This window comes from Microbulbifer maximicatervae (SeqCode) (assembly GCF_052467505.1).
This window is the reverse complement of record NZ_CP174313.1, coordinates 4,928,829-4,947,914: the sequence shown is the minus strand read 5'-3', so window position 1 is coordinate 4,947,914 and position 19,086 is coordinate 4,928,829. Positions and strand designations below refer to the sequence as shown.

The window sequence follows — 19,086 nt, the reverse complement described above, 5'->3', positions numbered from 1 at the left end:
CAGCTTTGGGCTTTTTTTGTGCCTGCGGAATTAGCAAACAAAGGAAATGCGCATGTCCAGTGACTCACTCAATCTATTCTCGTTCCGCGGGAAGATAAAAGTGCTCCACCTAACCTGGGTGGCCTTCTTTATCACTTTCTTTGCCTGGTTTAACCACGCACCATTGCTAATGGCAATTGCGAAAAGCCTTTCATTGACTCCGGACCAGGTCAAAACCCTACTTATTTTAAACGTGGCCCTGACAATTCCCGCGCGCATTGTAATCGGGATGCTCACTGATAAATATGGCCCCAGACTCACCTATTCGCTATTACTGGCAATCGGCAGTGTGCCTTGCTTTATTTTTGCCCTGGCAGACAATTTTGTGCAGGCAGCCATTGGCCGATTCCTTTTGGGCTTTATTGGTGCAGGTTTTGTTGTAGGTATCCGAATGGTGTCCGAGTGGTTCCCGGCTCGACAGCTGGGTACCGCGGAAGGTATTTACGGGGGATGGGGAAATTTTGGCTCAGCTGCAGCAGCCATGTCCCTGCCCACTATCGCCCTGTTTTTTGGCGGTGACGACGGCTGGCGTTATGCCATTGGCCTCACCGGCGCAATCGCACTGGTTTACAGCGTAATTTATTACTTCTCTGTGACTGATACGCCCAAGGGGTCAACCTATTTCAAGCCAAAAAAAATTGGTGCTATGGAAGTCACCAGTCCCGGGGATTTTATCCTGCTTCTGGTGATGAAAGTGCCCATGTATGCGGCACTGGCTCTGCTAACCTGGAAATTATCTAGCGGCGTTGCATTAATATCCAACCTTACTGCCAACCTGATCTATGCAGGCCTGGTACTACTGTACCTTCTGGACGCGTATAAAACCTACAGTATTAACCGTGAAGTACTCAGCAACCCACCAGCACCGGTACACCGCTATAAGTTTAAGCAAGTAGCAGTTTTGAATCTGCTCTACTTCGCGACTTTCGGTTCCGAATTGGCTGTGGTTTCCATGCTGCCCCTGTTCTTCTCCGAGACCTTTACACTGGACCCGGTAAAAGCTGGCTTGCTGGCCTCCGCCTATGCCTTTATGAACCTCATGTCACGCCCTGCCGGCGGATTGATTAGCGACCGCTGGGGCCGCAAACCTACCCTGCTGATCCTCACCGCTGGCCTGGCTCTGGGTTACTTCACTATGAGCATGATCGATGCCGAATGGCCCCTGTACCTGGCGGTCGCCGCTGCCATGGCCTGTTCCTTCTTTGTGCAAGCTGGTGAAGGCGCTGTATTCGCAGTGGTGCCCTTAATCAAACGCCGCCTAACCGGGCAGATTGCCGGCATGACTGGCGCCTACGGCAATGTCGGAGCCGTTTTCTATCTCACCGTTCTCAGCATGGTGTCTTACCAGGCCTTTTTCCTGGTAATCTGCGCTACCGCATTGCTCGGCTTTGCCGCCCTGCTTCTACTGGAAGAACCGGAGGGACAAATGGCAGAAGTACACCCCGATGGCAGCGTATCCATGATCGATGTTGCCTAATAACGATCTACCCACTGCAGCGAGCACAATAGAATCCGGGCTCGCTGCTAGTGACAGTTCGCAGGACAATAAAGAAGATGCCCTGCAACTGTTCACTGCCTCCTGCGCCGGACTTCGCCAACACAATGACGACGCCTGCGCAGTGCGGCTTCCCGAAGGCGCTGAATTACAGCGCCACGGCAGCCTTGCGGCAGTAGCCGACGGTGTTGCCAATGCAGAAGCCGGCGGTGAAGCAGCCCGCGCTGCCATCAATGGATTCTTTTCCGATTATTACAGCACCCCGCAAACCTGGTCGACAAAGCACGCTGTTGCGCGGGTTTTGCACTCGCTCAATAGCTGGCTATTTCGACAGAGTGGCGGCAGTGCCGAAATTAAACGGGGTTGGCTGACCACTTTTTCTGCCGTTATTTTCAAAGGCACCAGCGCACATCTGGTTCACATCGGCGACTCCCGGATCTACCGACTCCGCGACAGGAAATTAGAGTGCTTGAGTAGCGATCACAGCCACAGCCTCGGACCTGGACGCACCTTTTTGAGCCGCGCCCTGGGAATGGATGCTCATATTGAAGTGGACTACCGCTGTGAGGAATTGCAACCCGGGGATATTTTCCTGCTGAGTAGCGATGGGATTCACGATTTTCTGCCTGAGACAGAGTTAATTGAGCTATTGCTTAATTTTTCCAGTTCAACTCCACAAGGGCTTATTGATGCTGCTCTGACAGCGGGCTCCACCGATAACCTGACTGCTGTCACTTGCCGGATAAATTATGTAGGGCTGCCCCAATGCGATGAATTGGCTATGCGCAATCGCGAACTCCCGTTCGCACCTGACCTGCGCCCAGGCCAAAAGCTCGACAATTTCCTTGTTTTACAGGAATTACATGCCAGCAGCCGCAGCCATCTCTATCTGGCCCGAGACCTCAATACCGAAGTATTGCGGGTGATAAAAACTCCCTCAGTTAATTTCTGTGATGACCCCCACTACATCGAACGATTTATTGCTGAGGAATGGACCGGGCGACGAATCTCCCACCCAGGAATTATTAAAGTTTTTGCTCCGACTTCTGAAAGGCACTGTCTCTATCATATTCTCGAATATATCGAAGGACAGACTTTGCGTCAGTGGATGCAATTACATCCACAACCTCAAATTCCCCAAGTGCGGGAGCTAATGGCACAACTGGTTAGTGCGTTGCGAAGTTTACAGCGGTTGGAGATCGTTCACGGCGATCTCAAGCCAGAGAATATTATGATGCGCAACGACGGGCGCCTGGCAATCATTGATCTCGGTGGTGCCGATGGCCCAGGGCTCAGAGAGCAATTACATCTATCTGGTGAAACAGCACCCGGCAGTAAGAATTATACAGCTCCGGAATTCTTTTTTGGGGATAGCGCCAGCCATCGATCAGACATCTTTTCCCTGGGAATCATTGCTTATGAATTACTCACGGGCAAATATCCCTATCCCGAGCGCTTTGGTAGCTACCACTACCGTTTAAAGAACTATAACCAAATGCGCTTTACTCGCGCATCCGCACACCGCAAAGATATTCCCTACTGGATTGATAGCGCTCTACAAAAGGCTTGTGCTCCTGATCCTAAAAAGCGCTACAACGCATTGTCAGAATTTATCCAGGATCTGCAATCTCCCAGCCCAGATTTTAAAGCCCCCCAAAGCCGTCCCCTGCTAGAAAGAAATCCGGTTCTTGTCTGGCAGCTACTAACTTTAATTCTACTGCTCTCTCATCTGCTCTACTTCTTTTGGCGCTAATACATAAGATTTGAATAAGCACATTTACAGCGCAGAAAATTAATTAAATGCACCACTTTGTCGCAAAAATTGTGGACAATCAGGCCAAACCCCCTTTATTACTAAAAATAAAATTGGCATAGAGATTGAATGTATTTAATTACCAACAAATTATTCCCCCATTACGAGGCAACGGCGCCTGTACTCTTCGGCAGAAGAGGAGACGCCCTTGCCATTTCAGACGGGCTCTCTTCCTGCCGAATAAAACGAATTGAGACGGCAGGATTGTAAATGAAGGCAAATGTTAAACCTCAAAAGCTGATTGTGATTGGCAACGGTATGGTCGGGCACCATTTCCTGGAACAGCTCGCCAACCATCAATACGCCAACCAGTTTGATATCACCATATTCTGTGCAGAGCCCCGTCCCGCTTATGACCGGGTCCACCTTTCCGAATACTTTGCCGGACGCACAGCTGAAGACCTGTCCATGGGAAACTTGGAGCAGTATCAGCAGTGGGGTTTTAATATCCTGCTCAATGACAAGGTGGTGCAAATTGATCGGGACAATAAAACAATTACTGCGGCAAGTGGAGCCAGCCACTCTTACGACCAATTAATACTTGCCACCGGCTCCTACCCTTTTGTTCCGCCAATACCCGGCCATCAACACCAGCGCTGCTTTGTATATCGAACCCTGGAAGATCTCGATTCCATTCGCTCGATTGCCGCCAGTGCAAAAAGTGGGGTAGTTGTCGGCGGTGGCCTACTGGGCCTGGAAGCTGCCAATGCCCTGAAAGCCCTGGGACTTGAAGCCCACGTTGTCGAGTTCGCCCCAGGCCTTATGGCCACTCAGTTGGATGAAGGTGGTTCAGCCCTATTAAGAACAAAAATTGAAGCACTCGGGGTTCAGGTACACACCAGTACCGCCACGGAATTGATTGAAGAAGTAGACGGCCGCCTGCGTATGCAGTTCAAGGGAGATAAAGAACTGCTTACCGATATGATTGTTTTCTCCGCAGGCATTCGCCCCCAGGATGAACTGGCAAAATCCAGCGGGCTGGAAGTTGGCGAACGCGGCGGGATCGTAATTGACAGCAACTGCCGTACTTCAGACCCGAATATTTTCGCTATCGGCGAATGCGCGCTTTACGATCAGAAAATTTTTGGCCTGGTCGCTCCCGGTTACAGCATGGCGCGTACTGCTGTCGCTCAACTGACCGGTGGAGAGGAAAGTTTTAACGGTGCTGACATGAGCACCAAGCTGAAACTCCTGGGCGTACAGGTCGGTTCTATTGGCGATGCCCATGGTCGCACCAACGGCGCTGCCGCTATTACTTTTGTAGACGAGCAGAGCGGTGTTTACAAACGTATGATCACCGATAGCGAGGGAAAAAAGCTCCTGGGCGCGGTAATGGTAGGAGATACGGATGACTACGATACCCTGCTGCAATATCACCTCAACGATATTGATCTGCCCGAACACCCGGAACAATTAATTTTACCGGCAACCGATGGCGCAGCTCCCGGGCTGGGTGCTGCTGCACTCCCCGCTTCGGCTACCGTATGTTCCTGCCACAATGTAAGTAAAGGCCAGATTATCGACGCCGTTGCCGGTGGCTGCCACTCACTGGCTGATGTTAAGGATGTAACAAAAGCATCTACAGGTTGCGGTGGTTGTGCTGGGCTACTGAAAAATATTGTCGATGAAGAGCTAGCGGCGCTCGGCATGGAAGTGAACAATCACTTATGCGTGCACTTCCCCTTCTCCCGCCAGGAGTTATTCCACATTATCCAGGTGGAAGAAATAAAAACCTTTAGTGAATTATTAAGCAAACACGGTTCAGGGCGCGGCTGTGAAATTTGTAAACCTGCAGCCGCATCCATATTTGCCTCCCTGTGGAATGAACATATTCTGGAGCAGACTCACGTCGGCTTACAGGACACCAACGATACTTTCATGGCGAATATGCAGAAAAACGGCAGCTATTCTGTAGTCCCGCGTATTCCCGGCGGCGAGATCACACCGGAAAAATTAATAGTGATCGGCGAAGTGGCCAAACGCTACAACCTCTATACCAAAATTACCGGTGGCCAGCGTATCGACTTGTTTGGCGCGCGCCTGGAGCAGCTACCGGAAATTTGGCGAGAACTGATTGATGCCGGATTTGAAACCGGCCATGCCTACGGCAAATCCCTGCGCACGGTTAAGTCTTGTGTTGGTAGCACCTGGTGTCGCTTTGGGGTTCAGGACAGCGTTTCAATGGCCCTTCAAGTAGAAAATCGTTACAAGGGACTGCGTTCTCCACACAAAATAAAAATGGCTGTTTCCGGCTGTACCCGTGAATGCGCTGAGGCTCAAAGCAAAGATGTCGGGGTTATTGCCACTGAAAAAGGTTGGAATCTATTTGTTTGTGGCAACGGTGGCATGCGCCCCCGCCATGCAGATTTGTTCGCCACCGACCTGGATGACGAAACTCTTATCCGCTATATCGACCGTTTCCTGATGTTCTATGTGCGCACCGCCGATAAATTACAACGCACATCTGTGTGGCTGGAAAATCTTGACGGCGGCCTGGATTACCTGCGCGAAGTCATTATCGATGACAAGCTGGGGATTTGTGCCGAGCTGGAAGTCCAGATGGCCCGAGTAGTAGACACCTACCAGTGCGAATGGAAAACAGCCATTAACGATCCGGAAAAACTCAAGCGCTTCCGTCAATTCGTCAATAGCAACGAAACCGATGAAAAGATTGTTTTCGTTAAGGAGCGTGGACAACCGCGTCCGGCAACCACTGACGAGCTAGTGGAAACAGCCGAATCCGCCTAAAGCTTCTCCCGGCGGCGCAAGCCGCCAGTTATACCTTTATTAATAAATTGCTTTTGAATCCTTTCCATCCATTGTGAGGAAATTATTATGAGCCTGGCTGCCCTGCAAGAAACTCCCTCAAATTCAGTTGCCATAACCCACCCCCAATGGTCTCCAATCTGTCAGCGATCAGATTTGGTCACCAACTCTGGGGTATGTGCGCTTTGGGGCGATACCTCCGTATACCCAACGAAGGCTTTGAATACAGTGACTAAAACTGTCTATCAAAGAAGCATCGCCCTGTTTTTTTTACCCGACCAGGAACAACAGCTTTATGCCGTTGACAACTGGGACCCAATCGCACAAGCTGGTGTGATTGCAAGAGGAATTATTGCGGAATTGGAAGGGGAATTAACCATTGCTTCCCCAATGTATAAAAACCATTTCCGCCTTAGCGATGGAGTCTGCATGGAAGACAGCGATATCAAGCTTGCCACCTACCCGCTGGCATTTAGTGGGAACACGGTTTACATCGGCAACAATAAGCTACAGTAATGGCAGTACAGGAATTTCTGAGCGCGCACCGCTCCTGCACTACCTGCCCCTATTGTGGTGTCGGTTGTGGGGTTTCGGTTAACAGGGAAGAGCGCGCAAATACTACAGCGATTACTGTTAGTGGCGATTCCCAGCACCCTTCAAATTTCGGCAAATTGTGCGTTAAAGGTTCTGCGCTCGGCGAAACGCTGGGCGAACACGGCCGTCTCCTACACCCTCGCCTGCACGGAAAAGATTGTGACTGGGATACTGCGCTCTCTTATATGGCCGATGCCTTTAAGCAGACAATTCGCGACCATGGCCCTGACTCGGTAGCTTTTTATCTGTCCGGTCAGCTTCTCACCGAAGACTACTATGTGGCCAACAAGTTAATGAAGGGATTTATTGGCTCTGCCAATATTGATACCAATTCCCGACTTTGTATGGCCTCTGCGGTGGTGGGATATAAACGCGCATTTGGTGCCGATGCGGTACCCTGTTCCTATGAGGATCTGGAACAGGCTGAACTTATCGTGCTTATCGGTTCCAATGCAGCCTGGACACATCCGATCTTATTCCAGCGAATGCAGGCAGGTGCTGCAAAGCTTGTCGTTATCGACCCCCGTGGCAGCGCTACCAGTGAAATGGCAGATCTGCACCTGGCAATTAAACCCGGCACTGATGCGGCACTATTCAATGGACTACTGCGTTTTCTCAGCCGGCACTATTATCTAGATACCGACTACATAAAAAATCATACACAGGGATTTGCCGATACCTTAGCTGCGGCTCAAGACTGGTCACCAGAATTAACTGCGGCCACCTGTGGCATATCTATCGAGAAACTATTGGAATTTTTTCAGGCATTTGCAGCAACAGAAAAGACCATTAGTTTTTATTCCATGGGAATCAATCAGTCCAGCAGCGGAACTGATAAAAACAACGCAATCATAAACTGCCATTTAGCCACCGGACGCGTGGGCAAAATTGGTGCAGGGCCATTTTCTATTACCGGCCAACCCAACGCGATGGGTGGACGCGAGGTGGGCGGACTTGCCAATACCCTCGCCGCGCATATGGAGTTTAACGAGCAGGATATTGACCGGGTATCACGATTCTGGAATTCCGATCAAATTGCTACCAAGCCGGGAATGAAGGCTGTGGATATGTTCCGCGCGGTAGAAAGCGGAAAAATTAAAGCCATTTGGATTATGGCTACTAACCCCGCCGTCAGTATGCCCGAAGCCGATAGAGTCAAAGCTGCGCTACAGAAATGCCCGCTGGTTATTGTCTCCGACTGCATAGCCAATACCGATACCGCTCGCTGCGCCGATTTGCTACTTCCCGCAACAGGCTGGGGAGAAAAAAACGGCACTGTCACCAATGCAGAACGACGTATCTCTCGGCAACGTGGATTTTTATCCCCAGCGGGAGAAGCTCGCCACGACTGGCAAGCCCTGTGCGGACTGGCTCAACATTTAGGCTATGGAGATCAGTTTAATTATTCACACCCCGCCGATATTTTTCGTGAGCACGCCCAGCTTTCCGGCTTCGAAAACCACGGCTCCAGGGCTTTCGATATCTCCGCACTCGCCAATATCAATCGCAGTGAATACGATGCACTGGCCCCGGTACAGTGGCCGGTCAATCAGGAGCACCCGGCTGGGTGCAAACGCTTATTCACCAGTGGACAGTTTTTTACCCCGGACAAGCGTGCACGCTTTATCCCCATAGCGCCGCAGCCTCCGGAACAGCAGATCAGTGGCGAGTATCCTATATGGCTCAATACCGGCCGTATGCGCGACCAGTGGCATACCATGACCCGAACCGGGCGGGTAAGGAAATTACTCGATCACAGTGAACTGCCGGAAATACAAATAAACCCCAAGGATGCCGCTCGCTTCCAGGTTAACGATGGGGAATTAGTTCGGTTAAACAGCGCCTCATCTAAAATGGTCGGCCGCGCCGCCCTCAACGGAGGGCAAAAAATAGGGGAGATCTTTGCCCCTATTCACTGGAGTGAAACCTTCTCACAGGATTCCAAGCCCAGTGCCCTGGCGGACTCCAGTATTGATCCCTACTCCGGTCAACCTGAATTCAAACAGGTTCCCGTCAATGTCAGTCCCCTAGCAGCTGAATACTTTGCCACAATGATCTGTGCCGAAGAGACTGCCGATAGAGTATGGGATTGGTTACAGCAGGCCAACGACAGCAGTATCCTGCACTGGTATCGAGTCCCCTTGGAAAATGGCTTTCGCTATGAAATTGCCGCGAACCAACTTATCCATGGGCGGGAACTGGCATCCAAGATAATGGACGACCAGCCCCAATTGTTCTGGCAGGAATTGGTTACCCCTAAAAGTCAGCGCTGGATCGCCTACGACGATAACTTAAAACTACTGATTTTCTCTGGCAGAGACTGGCATCAATTACCCAGCCGACAGCACCTGGAAAATTACCTGGCCACTCCCCTGCCGGAATCACCGGGGCAACTGCTTCATCCCATAAAGCCCGGTGTGAAGATGATTTGTACCTGCCTCCAGGTTTCCCGGCCACAGATAGAGGAGGCCATCGCCCAAGGCATTAACACCGTCGAAGCACTGGGAGAAACCCTTGGCTGCGGTACCAGCTGCGGTTCCTGCAAACCAGAAATTTCCAGCATTATTCGCACAGTTAACGCCTCTGAAGACACATCCATGGAGTCAACTCCGGTAAAGCAAGATCCGGTAGAAATAAGCAGTAATGCCCGAATAAATATAGTTCAGGAATTTATTCCGCAGTAAGGTTTTAAATTCCCCCATGAATAAAAGAACCTCTGCCCGCAAGTGACCAACCTTGACGGCAGAGGCCTCTACCGAGCTATTGAGAACCTTCCGGGACAATCAACCGCTTCTGCAGCTAGCTTTTGCGTTAAATCGCGAGGATGGCAGGCAGCAAGCTGGGTATCACTATCGGCCAAATAATCAATCAGTTTCTGTATAGGACCTTCGGAGACTCCGTTTGAAGGTCTAACTGCATAGGCAGGTAAATTCGGAAGCTGCCAGTCTGGCAATAATTCTTGTACATCATCCTGTGCACTTATTAGAAATCTAGGTGGCGCCGATAGTCCCAGGCCGCAGCTCGTTAATCGATAAGCCGCTTCAACACTGTCGACAGTCGCTACCGGAGCGTAGCTAACTTCATATTCGCCCTGCTGCCGATGCAGAAATCGCCGGTGATTGGGCCGCATTTTCAGCCCAATCCAGGGCCAAACTGCAAGGTCGCGAGGATGACTCGGAAAACCATAACGATCCAGCATATCGCCACTGGCAATTAACACCCGCTCTAGTTCAAATATCTTACGCGCTTTCAAATTGCTGTCAGGCATATTACCCAGACGAATTGCCAAGTCAAAACCACCGCCAATTACATCCTCGTGCTGGTCGCTGCATTGAAGTTGTAAATGAATACCCAGATCCCGCCGGACAAAGCCCACTATTTTGCTCAGCAAGCGGCTGTGGATCAAAACGGCAGGGATTGCAATTTTAAGCCGACTGATACTGCGTTCCTCTCGCGCTTTGTATTCTCCGAGACCATCGGCGTACAAATCCAATATCTTCTGTGCCGTTTTATAAATCTTTGCCCCATCTTCGGTCAGGGACAACTTGCGGGTATTGCGATACAAGAGTGCAACGCCAAGACTTTCCTCCAACCTCGCCACATAGGAACTAACGCTGGCGACAGAAATATCCAGTTCCGAAGAAGCGCCTCTAAAAGAGCCGCTTTCCACAACCTTGGCAAACACCAGTAAATAGCGAATATCCTTTAGCACAATAGCAACTCCCTATGAATTCTCTAAAGGTACTTCTGGGTCAACAGGAAAGGATACACCGCTCTTGCGAAGATCTGTGAATATATTGCTGTTAGCACGTAATCGGCACCCAGTCTCATGCAGCACACTCTTCCATACTTACTACTGGGGTGGAAGGAAAGAATACACTGCACTCGAGACACGCAGTGAATACATCCCTGTAAGCTCCTAATCGGCATCCATGCCTCATAGGGTCCCAAGTGCAGTGTATTCTTTCCTTCTCCATTTTTAGTAAGTAAATTTTTATAAACAATATATTTCAGTTTTAAGTATCTAATCATTTTCCTACCAGGCCATTAAAGTCTCCAAACAATTGATAACTGCTAGGAGCAGCGAATGTCACTACTTCTTGCTATGTTTGGGTTTTCCCTGGCTATGTCCATTACACCGGGGCCGGTGAATATGGTTATCATTTCCTCTGGAGTGAATTATGGATTTATCCGCACCTTGCCCTTTGTATCAGGAGCCACAATAGGCTTTACACTGCTACTTGCAGCTATAGGCCTTGGGCTCTATCAGGCAATAGAAATTTATCCCCAGTTACTACGATATGTTGCGATACCAGGATCAATTTATGTGGCCTTTATCGGCTACCAAACAGCGGCTGCACCTACTAATCATGCGGATATTGAGCAGTTACAGAAACCACGCTTTTACCAAGGGTTTTTATTGCAATGGCTCAATCCGAAGGCCTGGATCGCCTGCCTTTCTGGAGTGGCTATTTTCTCCAGCAGCGATAACCACAGCAATTTACTCTCATTCACCCTGATTTACTTTCTGGTTTGCTACATCTCATTAAGTATTTGGGCTATTGCCGGAGATCGGGCTCGCCTATTATTAGAGAGTCAATACCGGCGCAAAATATTTAACAGATCCATGGGGAGCCTTCTGATTATTTGCGCTACCTACCTTCTCTATAGCCAGGCTTTTACAGATTAACTAAAAAATCTCTAACATTTAATTCACTCGACAACTACCTTGGGGTCCACCTAGTCTTAGTAAAAACTAAGCTTGGGCAGCCTATGATTAAGCTCCACCATATTGACCATATTGTATTGCGTGTCCAATCTCTAAAACCCATGCTCGACTTTTACCAAAATATTCTTGGATGCAGCATTGTGCGCCAACGGGACGATATTGGCCTCTACCAACTCCGCGCAGGCACTTGCATGATAGATTTAGTGCCAGTTGATAAACCTATAGGCCAGAGAGGGGGAGCAGCACCAGGAAAGGAAGGGCGGAACCTGGATCATTTTTGCTTCCGGGTTGAACCCTTTAATCCGGAGAGCATTCAGGCCTTTTTAGCGCAGGAACAGGTAAAGTTTTCGCCAGCAGAAGAGCGCTTTGGCGCCGATGGAATTGGCCTGTCAATTTACATCTCAGATCCCGAAGACAATGTGATTGAGCTGAAAGGGCCACCCACTGGCAACAACTGAAGTTTGTGCCACGCTTGCGGAGTAGCCGGGCCCAAACCGGTTTCCCAACGACTCTTTCTCGATCAGCCAGGCGACTCACTATGGAAGCGGAAGTAATTGACTACACCGTAAACGGGGATACTTTTTGCGGATATCTCGCATGGGATGAAAATATCAGTGACAAACGGCCGGGGGTTTTACTGGTACACGAATGGTGGGGGCACAATGCCTTTGTTCGCGAGCAGGCGGAGAAACTGGCCAACTGCGGCTACCTCGCTTTTGCAGTGGATATGTTTGGCGCAGGCAAACAGACCGATGATCCACAAGAGGCACAACAGTTCAGGGATGAAGCCCTGAAGGACCCGGTGGCCCTTGAAGCGCGCTTCCGCACAGCATTATCACTGCTCCAGCAGCGGCCCCAAGCAGACCCGGACCAGGTCGCAGCACAGGGCTATTGTTTTGGCGGCGGAGTCGTACTCGCTATGGCTCGAGTCGGCGTGGATTTGCGCGGCGTAGTCAGTTACCACGGGGCACTGGCAAGAAGTACCCCCGCACAAAACAAACCTATTAATGCTGAAATACAGGTCTACACCGGCGGCGCCGATGTGATGGTTCCACCGGACCAGGTCGGCCAGTTTGTTACTGAGATGCAGGAGTCCAAAGCCAAATTAACTCTGGTCAGTTACCCGGGGGTCCTACACGGATTTACCAACCCCTGTGCAACAGACCGGGGAGAAAAGTTCGGCCTGCCGCTGGCCTATAACCGTGAAGCCGCTGAAGACGCCTGGCGGGGAACACTGGCGTTTTACGAGAAGATTTTCTCCTGAAGTGAGCGCCGGAAAACCGCTATCAGCGTTTTAGCAGTGATAAAAGTACGCCTTGGGGGTTGGTAGCAGTACTCGTGTATTGCTACCACTTTCCTATTCGGTCAAATCCAAATAGCGAGCTCCCCCTCCCTGCTCCGCAGCTTCATCCCCGGGATTCCGTAAAGGGCATTTCTGCATAGACAAACAACCGCAGCCAATACATCCCTCAAGGTCATCGCGCAACTTGGTTAACTGCTGGATACGCTGATCCAACTCTTCACGCCAGTGAGAAGAGAGTGATGACCAATCCCCCGCATTGGGCGTACGTTTATTGGGAAGCTCCCCGAAAGCCTCGCGTATTTCCGACAGTGGAATCCCGGTGTTCTGGGCCACCTTGATAATGGCCACTCGACGCAATACATCCCGCGAGTAACGCCTTTGATTTCCGGAGGTCCGCCGGCTGGCAATCAGGCCTTTGCTTTCATAGAAATGCAGGGCGCTGACTGCCACGCCGCTGCGCTCGGCCACCTCGCCAACAGTCAGCTCCCGCTTGATTTGCTTTGACTTTACCGCTCCTTTTTCGGCCGATTCTTCAGCTGCCATAAAAATGCCCACCAACCATTGACCTAAACATTAGTTGAGGTTTTACACTGCTGCGCAACCTAATGCAAGCGAGGGAGAAAAGTGATGGAAAAGCACCAAGCAAACGTCGTTGCGCAACCAGCCGGTCAAGCCACCCCAAACCTGTTCTTACTACTAGTGGCAGCTGCAAGCCTGAACCCCAAATTTGCTACTGAAATACGCGAGTCTGGAGATACCGCGAAGAGAAACCCAGGGACCTAGAAGCAGCGACTAATAATCATGAAGCACACGACCAGCGGGATACCGTCTCAGAGCCGTATCACATTACTGTGCCTGGCAGCACTCACTATCATGTCGGGGGCCACTGTAGCCCCGTCACTACCTGCACTGCAGCAGTATTTCTCAGGGACACCCAATAGTGATTTGTGGAGCCGACTGGTAGTGACCCTGCCCGCTTTGAGCATCGCCCTCTGCGCTCCATTAGCAGGCTGGATTGCTGATCGCCATGGCCGCCTGCAATTATTGAAAGCAGCCCTGGTACTCTATGGACTATCCGGTCTACTAGCCCTATTTCAGGATAGTCTCGCAGGTATCCTGACTAGCCGCTTACTATTGGGAGTTGCCGTGGCCGGAACAATGACCTCGGTAACAGCCCTGGTGGGGGATTATTTCAGCCGGGAGCAACGCCTAACTTATTTGAGCCAGCAGAGTACTTTTATCAGTATCGGTGGGGTCGTATTTCTAACCCTGGGCGGACTACTGGCCAGCTTACATTGGCGCGCCCCCTTCGCAATTTACTTGTTGGCCTTACTACTAGTTCCAGCAGTTAAAATTTTCCTTTGGGAGCCCATGCGAGTAAGGCCTTTCAAGCACAGAGACCCCAAAAAAGAAAAGCAGGATAACCCGCTTGCATTTTATGCACTACTGGCGGCGGCAACTTTAAATAGCCTGGCTTTTACCCTGATTCCAACTCAGATCCCTTTTTACTTGCGCAAGATAGAAATTTCTTCACCCAGCCTTATTGCTATGGCTATCGCCTCCAGTAATGTTATGGGAGCCATCGCCTCATTATTGATTTACCGGCGAGCCCGGAATCGACTGGGAGTGCTCGGCGTTTTTATCGCAAGCTTTACTATTATGGCCGCCAGCTTTGGGCTGCTCGCCGGCGCTCAAAACCTGACAGAAATAGTTGCTTTTATTGCCCTCTACGGACTTGGAATGGGTACCCTGATACCACATATCTTTTCTACGGCTCTCGAGTCTGCTCCAGAGTCAAAAAGAGGGAAAACTGCGGGATTTCTGACGACTGGAATTTTTCTTGGGCAATTTATTTCGCCTTTCATCAGCCAGCCCTGGATTGATAAAATGGGATATTCCAGTGCATTCTCATCCATGGCTTTAATTTTGATGATCTCCGCCTCCAGCGCGGCTTTGATATACATCATTAAAATTAAAAAAGAATTCTCATTGGCATATACTTCCGGGCTGGGATCGGGAAACTGATCCGAAAGGAAAGGTATTCCTCCTTTCTGCCCGATAAATCCACCTGACAACACACAGCCAAAGCCGTACGGTAATTTTGGCAAGGAGAAAAAGTGGAATCGATTATTTCCATCAAAGGCTTGGGAAAAACCTATGCCGAGGGGTTTACCGCCCTGAAGAATATCGACCTGGAAATTCAGCGGGGAGAACTCTTTGCCTTGCTCGGCCCCAATGGCGCGGGCAAGACAACCATGATCAGCATTATCTGCGGCATCGTAAATCCGAGCCGCGGTGAGGTCACTGTCAATGGTTACAATATTCAGCGGGACTATCGCAATGCCCGCAATGAGATTGGTCTGGTGCCCCAGGAGATATCCACCGATGCCTTTGAAACCGTTTGGGCGGCAGTGAAATTCAGCCGCGGTCTATTCGGCAAGGCTCCCAATCCCGCCTATCTGGAGAAAATTCTACGGCAGCTATCCCTATGGGAGAAAAAAGATAACAAAATTATTACGCTTTCAGGAGGAATGAAGCGCCGCCTGATGATCGCCAAAGCGCTATCCCACGAGCCCAATGTGCTCTTCCTCGACGAACCCACCGCCGGGGTCGATGTGGAGCTACGCCAGGATATGTGGCAAATGGTGCGCGAACTGAAAGAGTCGGGAGTAACCGTTATCCTCACCACCCACTATATCGAAGAGGCCGAGGAAATGGCCGATCGTGTCGGTGTTATCAATCGCGGCCAACTGGTTCTGGTTGAGGAGAAAAATGCACTGATGAAGAAAATGGGGGAGAAAGAACTCAGCCTGCAACTGCCCACACCACTGCAACAAATTCCAGAGAGTCTCGCTGACCTGCCACTCAGTCTCAGCAGCGATGGCAGCCAGCTGGTTTATCGCTTTGATATCAAAAGCGAAGACACTGGTCTTGCGGAATTTCTGCGCCGTTTAAATGCCGCCAATATTGAATTCCGCGATTTACACACCCGGGAAAGCTCCCTGGAGGAAATTTTCGTCAACTTGGTTCACGGTGCCCGCCTTGAACGGGAAGAGCAGCTCAGTAAGGAGGCACAGGCATGAATTGGTATGGAATTGGCGCCATCTATAAGTTTGAGATGGCCCGCACCTGGCGCACCCTGATGCAGAGCATCGCCTCACCGGTGCTCTCCACATCTCTCTATTTTATTGTGTTTGGTGCGGCGATTGGATCGCGTATGGGGGATATCGACGGGGTCAGCTATGGGGCCTTTATTATTCCAGGATTGGTAATGCTGGCGCTGCTCAGCGAGAGTATTTCCAACGCCTCTTTCGGAATATTTTTCCCTAAGTTTTCCGGCACCATTTATGAAGTACTGTCCGCTCCCATATCCTCCTTCGAAATCGTCACCGGATATGTGGGTGCCGCAGCGACAAAGTCCATTTTGTTGGGGCTGTTGATATTACTGACCGCTCGCTTTTTTGTGGATTACGAAATTGTACACCCCTGGTGGATGCTGACATTCCTCGCGCTGACTGCCGTCACTTTTAGCCTGTTTGGATTTATTATCGGAGTTTGGGCCGATGACTTTCAGAAGCTGCAAGTTATTCCGCTGATGATTATAACGCCTCTCACTTTTCTCGGCGGTGCATTTTATTCGATCAGTATGCTGCCGGAAATGTGGCAAAAAATTACCTTGTTCAACCCGGTAGTTTATTTGATCAGCGGCTTCCGCTGGGCTTTTTACGGCGTAGCCGATGTTAACCTGGGGCTGAGTATCGGCATGACCTTGCTCTTTCTGGTGCTGTGTCTCACCACCGTCTGGTGGATTTTCCGCACCGGATACCGCATCAAAACCTGATTCCTCCCCCACGCCGCTGTGCCAACCTTAGTAAAGGCGGTACAGCGGTGGACTTAGCATGGTGGAGGAATATCATGAAGGGGGCTGCGTTTGCGGGCAACTGCGCTTTCGCGCCCTCGGCTCCCCTAGCCGGGTCAGCCTGTGCTCTTGTCAGTGGTGTAGAAAGCGCAGCGGTAGCCCCATCGGCTTATCGGTCTACTTCAAAAAGAAACAAATAGCCTTTCTTCAGGGCCATTTGCAAACCCACACTCTTTACTCCGGTGCCGGTCGCTGGATAAAGAGCCAGTTCTGCCCCGATTGCGGCAGCACGCTCACCTGGACACTGGAATTCCTACCCGAATATCGGGGCTTTGGCGGCGGCGCCTTTGATGCACCGGAATTTATTTATCCCGAGCGCTATGTTTACAGCCGCAACAAACCTGAGTGGCTCCAGGTCGCCAGTGATATTATCCTGTGCCCCGCGATGGCGGAGCAGCCCAAGAATACAGGCAATAATTCCGGCGCTAGTGGTGGGCACACATAAAGGTTCTCACCGCCTTTTGTACGCGCTCACGGCGCTCTTCCTGTGTCGACATTTGTCGGCAACCGATCAAGACCTGCATATGGTGGCAACCCAGCAACAAACCGATAAAGTCTTCCGCCGCTACGGCGGGATTATCCACCTTCAACATCTGTAACTGATTGGCTCTGCGCAGTAGCTGCTCTATCTCCCCCAAAATCCGCTGGGGACCTGCGTCAAAAAATAGCTGGGCCATTTCCGACTCCTGGGATGCCAGGGCACACAAAAGGCGTAACAGACGCACGCTATCCTCGCTCTCCACCATCCCCATAAAAGCGTCGCCAATACGCTCCAGGACCTGCTCTACCGATTCCCCCTCTTCTAAAGCAAAGATGGGCAGGGGCATCATCATTTCGCAGCGAGAGGCAATAGCGGCGCTAAAGAGCGTCTCCTTATCGGAGAAGTGGCTGTAGACCGTAAGTTTGGATACTCCCGCAGCCGAGGCCACCGCATCCACGCTGGTAGCGGCAAAACCGTGGGATAAAAACAGGTCCCGGGCGGCATCCAGAATGGCTTGGCGTTTCACCGGATCCTTGGGGCGACCGCGCTGGGCGGCCGTCTGGGTCTGCTCAGACATAGCTCTCCATATACTAGACTCGTTAGTTCATTAAATATACTATACTCGCCAGTATAACATTGATGGCCGCCCGGCCATGCTTGACCCAGTCACGGATCTGCCTCGACGCGCCAGCGCCGGGGAAGGAAGCCAATATGTACCGAATGCTAATCCTCGCTGCGCTCTCACTCAGCCTTTTGCTGAGCGCTTGTGCCCCCTCTGAATCCCAGGAACAAGAAACCAAACCGCGCCCCGCCGTTATGGTGCGCCCCACCCTGGCCAGCGCCCAAACCGATGTGTATCCCGGTGAGGTAAGAGCCCGCTTCGAGCCGGCACTGGCCTTCCGTATCGGCGGGAAAATCCAGCGGCGCCTGGTAAATGTCGGCGACCGTGTGGAACAGGGCCAGCCCCTGGCGGAACTGGACACTGAAGACCTGCTGCTACAACTGGATTCAGCTCGCGCCAGCCATACTTCCGCCGAGGCAGACCAGCGCCTGGCTAGCAGTGAACTCTCGCGCCACCGCAAGCTATTGGAAAAGCAGCTGGTGAGCCTCTCCCAATTCGATACCGTAGAAACCCAATTCGAAGCCAGCGAAGCGCGACTACAGCAGGCCAAGGCACAGCTGGATGTTGCCCGCAACCAGGCTGCCTACGCCGTACTCAAGGCGCCGGAAAGTGGCGTGATCGCCCGCCGCATGGCCGAGGCCGGCCAGGTCGTTGCCGCAGGACAAGGCATTTTTGAGCTGGCAGCCGATGGTGAACGGGAAGTGCGTATCGACCTGCCGGAACAATCCATCAGCCGCTTTAAAGTGGGCCAACCGCTAACTGTCGAACTCTGGTCCCAACCGGGCCAATCTTTCCCCGCACGCATCCGCGAACTATCGCCGGCAGCCGATCCCATATCCCGCACCTTTGAAGCCAGGGTCGCTTTCGAAAATAAAGTGAGCGGTGTAGAAATCGGCCAGAGTGCACGGGCATTTGTCCCCAGGGCGGAAAAAACTGATGTACTGCAAGTTCCGATGTCAGCAGTCAGTGCCGACGATGGCGCCGCATTTGTATGGGTATTAAATCCAGAGACAAAAACACTGCATAAAACCCCGGTCAGCCTGGGCCCCTACGGTGAGGAGTTTGTCTCGGTATTTTCCGGACTGGAACGCAACGATTGGATCGTCGCCGCAGGTACCCATTTGTTACAGGAAGGTATGGTGGTGCGCCCTGTGGACCGTATGAACCGCCCCATTGAACAGGGGCCGTCTCTCGCCCATCAGGAATAAATTACAGGCGCGGAAACAATAAATCTGCCCGCGCAAATTAATTCCCAATAAAGCCTCGATAACAATTTCCAAAGTGCGGCCGCGAACAGCAGAGCCGCCCTTGAAACAGAGAAACTG

17 protein-coding genes are annotated in these 19,086 nt (G+C 51.3%); 14 read left to right on the top strand and 3 right to left on the bottom strand.

The window, feature by feature from the left end; translation table 11 throughout:
* Positions 1-52 precede the first annotated feature (52 nt).
* The 5 genes from ACJJIN_RS21690 (at position 53) to ACJJIN_RS21670 (ending at position 9,391) form a co-directional block, all read left to right on the top strand.
* Positions 53-1,516: a NarK family nitrate/nitrite MFS transporter gene (locus tag ACJJIN_RS21690; RefSeq protein ID WP_444896158.1), complete on the top strand. Its 1,464-nt coding sequence runs from the start codon at positions 53-55 to the stop codon at positions 1,514-1,516.
* Positions 1,506-3,287, top strand: coding sequence for a bifunctional protein-serine/threonine kinase/phosphatase (locus ACJJIN_RS21685; RefSeq protein ID WP_444896157.1), 1,782 nt, complete (start codon positions 1,506-1,508; stop codon positions 3,285-3,287). The genes ACJJIN_RS21690 and ACJJIN_RS21685 overlap by 11 nt, the downstream gene beginning before the upstream one ends.
* A gap of 270 nt (positions 3,288-3,557) precedes the next feature.
* Complete coding sequence (gene nirB / locus ACJJIN_RS21680; RefSeq protein WP_444896156.1) at positions 3,558-6,095, top strand: nitrite reductase large subunit NirB; 2,538 nt, start codon at positions 3,558-3,560, stop codon at positions 6,093-6,095.
* Between the two features lie 87 nt (positions 6,096-6,182).
* The gene (nirD, locus tag ACJJIN_RS21675) at positions 6,183-6,629 is read left to right on the top strand and encodes a nitrite reductase small subunit NirD (RefSeq protein WP_282931350.1); all 447 of its coding nucleotides are present in this window, start codon (positions 6,183-6,185) and stop codon (positions 6,627-6,629) included.
* The gene (locus tag ACJJIN_RS21670; protein ID WP_444896155.1) at positions 6,629-9,391 is read left to right on the top strand and encodes a nitrate reductase; all 2,763 of its coding nucleotides are present in this window, start codon (positions 6,629-6,631) and stop codon (positions 9,389-9,391) included. Before nirD ends, ACJJIN_RS21670 begins: the two co-directional genes overlap by 1 nt.
* A gap of 68 nt (positions 9,392-9,459) precedes the next feature.
* Here the strand turns inward: ACJJIN_RS21670 and ACJJIN_RS21665 are convergent, their stop codons facing one another.
* Positions 9,460-10,419, bottom strand: coding sequence for a LysR family transcriptional regulator (locus ACJJIN_RS21665; RefSeq protein ID WP_444896154.1), 960 nt, complete (start codon positions 10,417-10,419; stop codon positions 9,460-9,462).
* A 375-nt stretch (positions 10,420-10,794) separates the two neighbouring features.
* Here ACJJIN_RS21665 and ACJJIN_RS21660 point away from each other — a divergent pair, with 375 nt between their 5' ends.
* From ACJJIN_RS21660 to ACJJIN_RS21650, 3 genes are all read left to right on the top strand, one after another.
* Complete coding sequence (locus ACJJIN_RS21660; protein ID WP_444896153.1) at positions 10,795-11,397, top strand: LysE family translocator; 603 nt, start codon at positions 10,795-10,797, stop codon at positions 11,395-11,397.
* Positions 11,398-11,480: 83 nt separating this feature from the next.
* Positions 11,481-11,894, top strand: a complete 414-nt coding sequence (locus tag ACJJIN_RS21655) for a VOC family protein (RefSeq protein WP_282931346.1) — start codon at positions 11,481-11,483, stop codon at positions 11,892-11,894.
* Positions 11,895-11,974: 80 nt separating this feature from the next.
* Positions 11,975-12,700: a dienelactone hydrolase family protein gene (locus ACJJIN_RS21650; RefSeq protein WP_413663244.1), complete on the top strand. Its 726-nt coding sequence runs from the start codon at positions 11,975-11,977 to the stop codon at positions 12,698-12,700.
* Between the two features lie 93 nt (positions 12,701-12,793).
* Here ACJJIN_RS21650 and soxR read toward each other — a convergent pair whose 3' ends face one another.
* The gene (gene soxR / locus ACJJIN_RS21645; RefSeq protein ID WP_444896152.1) at positions 12,794-13,282 is read right to left on the bottom strand and encodes a redox-sensitive transcriptional activator SoxR; all 489 of its coding nucleotides are present in this window, start codon (positions 13,280-13,282) and stop codon (positions 12,794-12,796) included.
* A gap of 84 nt (positions 13,283-13,366) precedes the next feature.
* On the opposite strand from soxR, the gene ACJJIN_RS21640 reads away from it, so the two are divergent.
* The 5 genes from ACJJIN_RS21640 (at position 13,367) to ACJJIN_RS21620 (ending at position 17,103) form a co-directional block, all read left to right on the top strand.
* Positions 13,367-13,522: a hypothetical protein gene (locus ACJJIN_RS21640; RefSeq protein WP_444896151.1), complete on the top strand. Its 156-nt coding sequence runs from the start codon at positions 13,367-13,369 to the stop codon at positions 13,520-13,522.
* A gap of 18 nt (positions 13,523-13,540) precedes the next feature.
* Positions 13,541-14,764: an MFS transporter gene (locus ACJJIN_RS21635; RefSeq protein WP_444896150.1), complete on the top strand. Its 1,224-nt coding sequence runs from the start codon at positions 13,541-13,543 to the stop codon at positions 14,762-14,764.
* A gap of 92 nt (positions 14,765-14,856) precedes the next feature.
* Positions 14,857-15,822, top strand: coding sequence for an ABC transporter ATP-binding protein (locus ACJJIN_RS21630; protein ID WP_444896149.1), 966 nt, complete (start codon positions 14,857-14,859; stop codon positions 15,820-15,822).
* Positions 15,819-16,580: an ABC transporter permease gene (locus ACJJIN_RS21625; protein ID WP_413663248.1), complete on the top strand. Its 762-nt coding sequence runs from the start codon at positions 15,819-15,821 to the stop codon at positions 16,578-16,580. The genes ACJJIN_RS21630 and ACJJIN_RS21625 overlap by 4 nt, the downstream gene beginning before the upstream one ends.
* Positions 16,581-16,638: 58 nt before the next feature.
* Positions 16,639-17,103 carry a GFA family protein gene (locus tag ACJJIN_RS21620; protein ID WP_444896148.1) on the top strand — a complete coding sequence of 155 codons (465 nt, stop codon included), beginning with the start codon at positions 16,639-16,641 and terminating at the stop codon, positions 17,101-17,103.
* On the opposite strand, the gene ACJJIN_RS21615 is transcribed toward ACJJIN_RS21620, so the two are convergent.
* Positions 17,084-17,716 (bottom strand): TetR/AcrR family transcriptional regulator, encoded by a 633-nt coding sequence (locus ACJJIN_RS21615; RefSeq protein WP_413663250.1) that lies wholly within the window; start codon positions 17,714-17,716, stop codon positions 17,084-17,086. The two genes, ACJJIN_RS21620 and ACJJIN_RS21615, sit on opposite strands and share 20 nt — an antisense overlap.
* Before the next feature lie 134 nt (positions 17,717-17,850).
* Between ACJJIN_RS21615 and ACJJIN_RS21610 the strand changes: the two genes are divergently transcribed.
* Entirely contained in the window at positions 17,851-18,969 is a 1,119-nt protein-coding gene (locus ACJJIN_RS21610) for an efflux RND transporter periplasmic adaptor subunit (RefSeq protein ID WP_444896147.1), read from the top strand.
* The last annotated feature ends 117 nt before the right edge of the window (positions 18,970-19,086 follow it).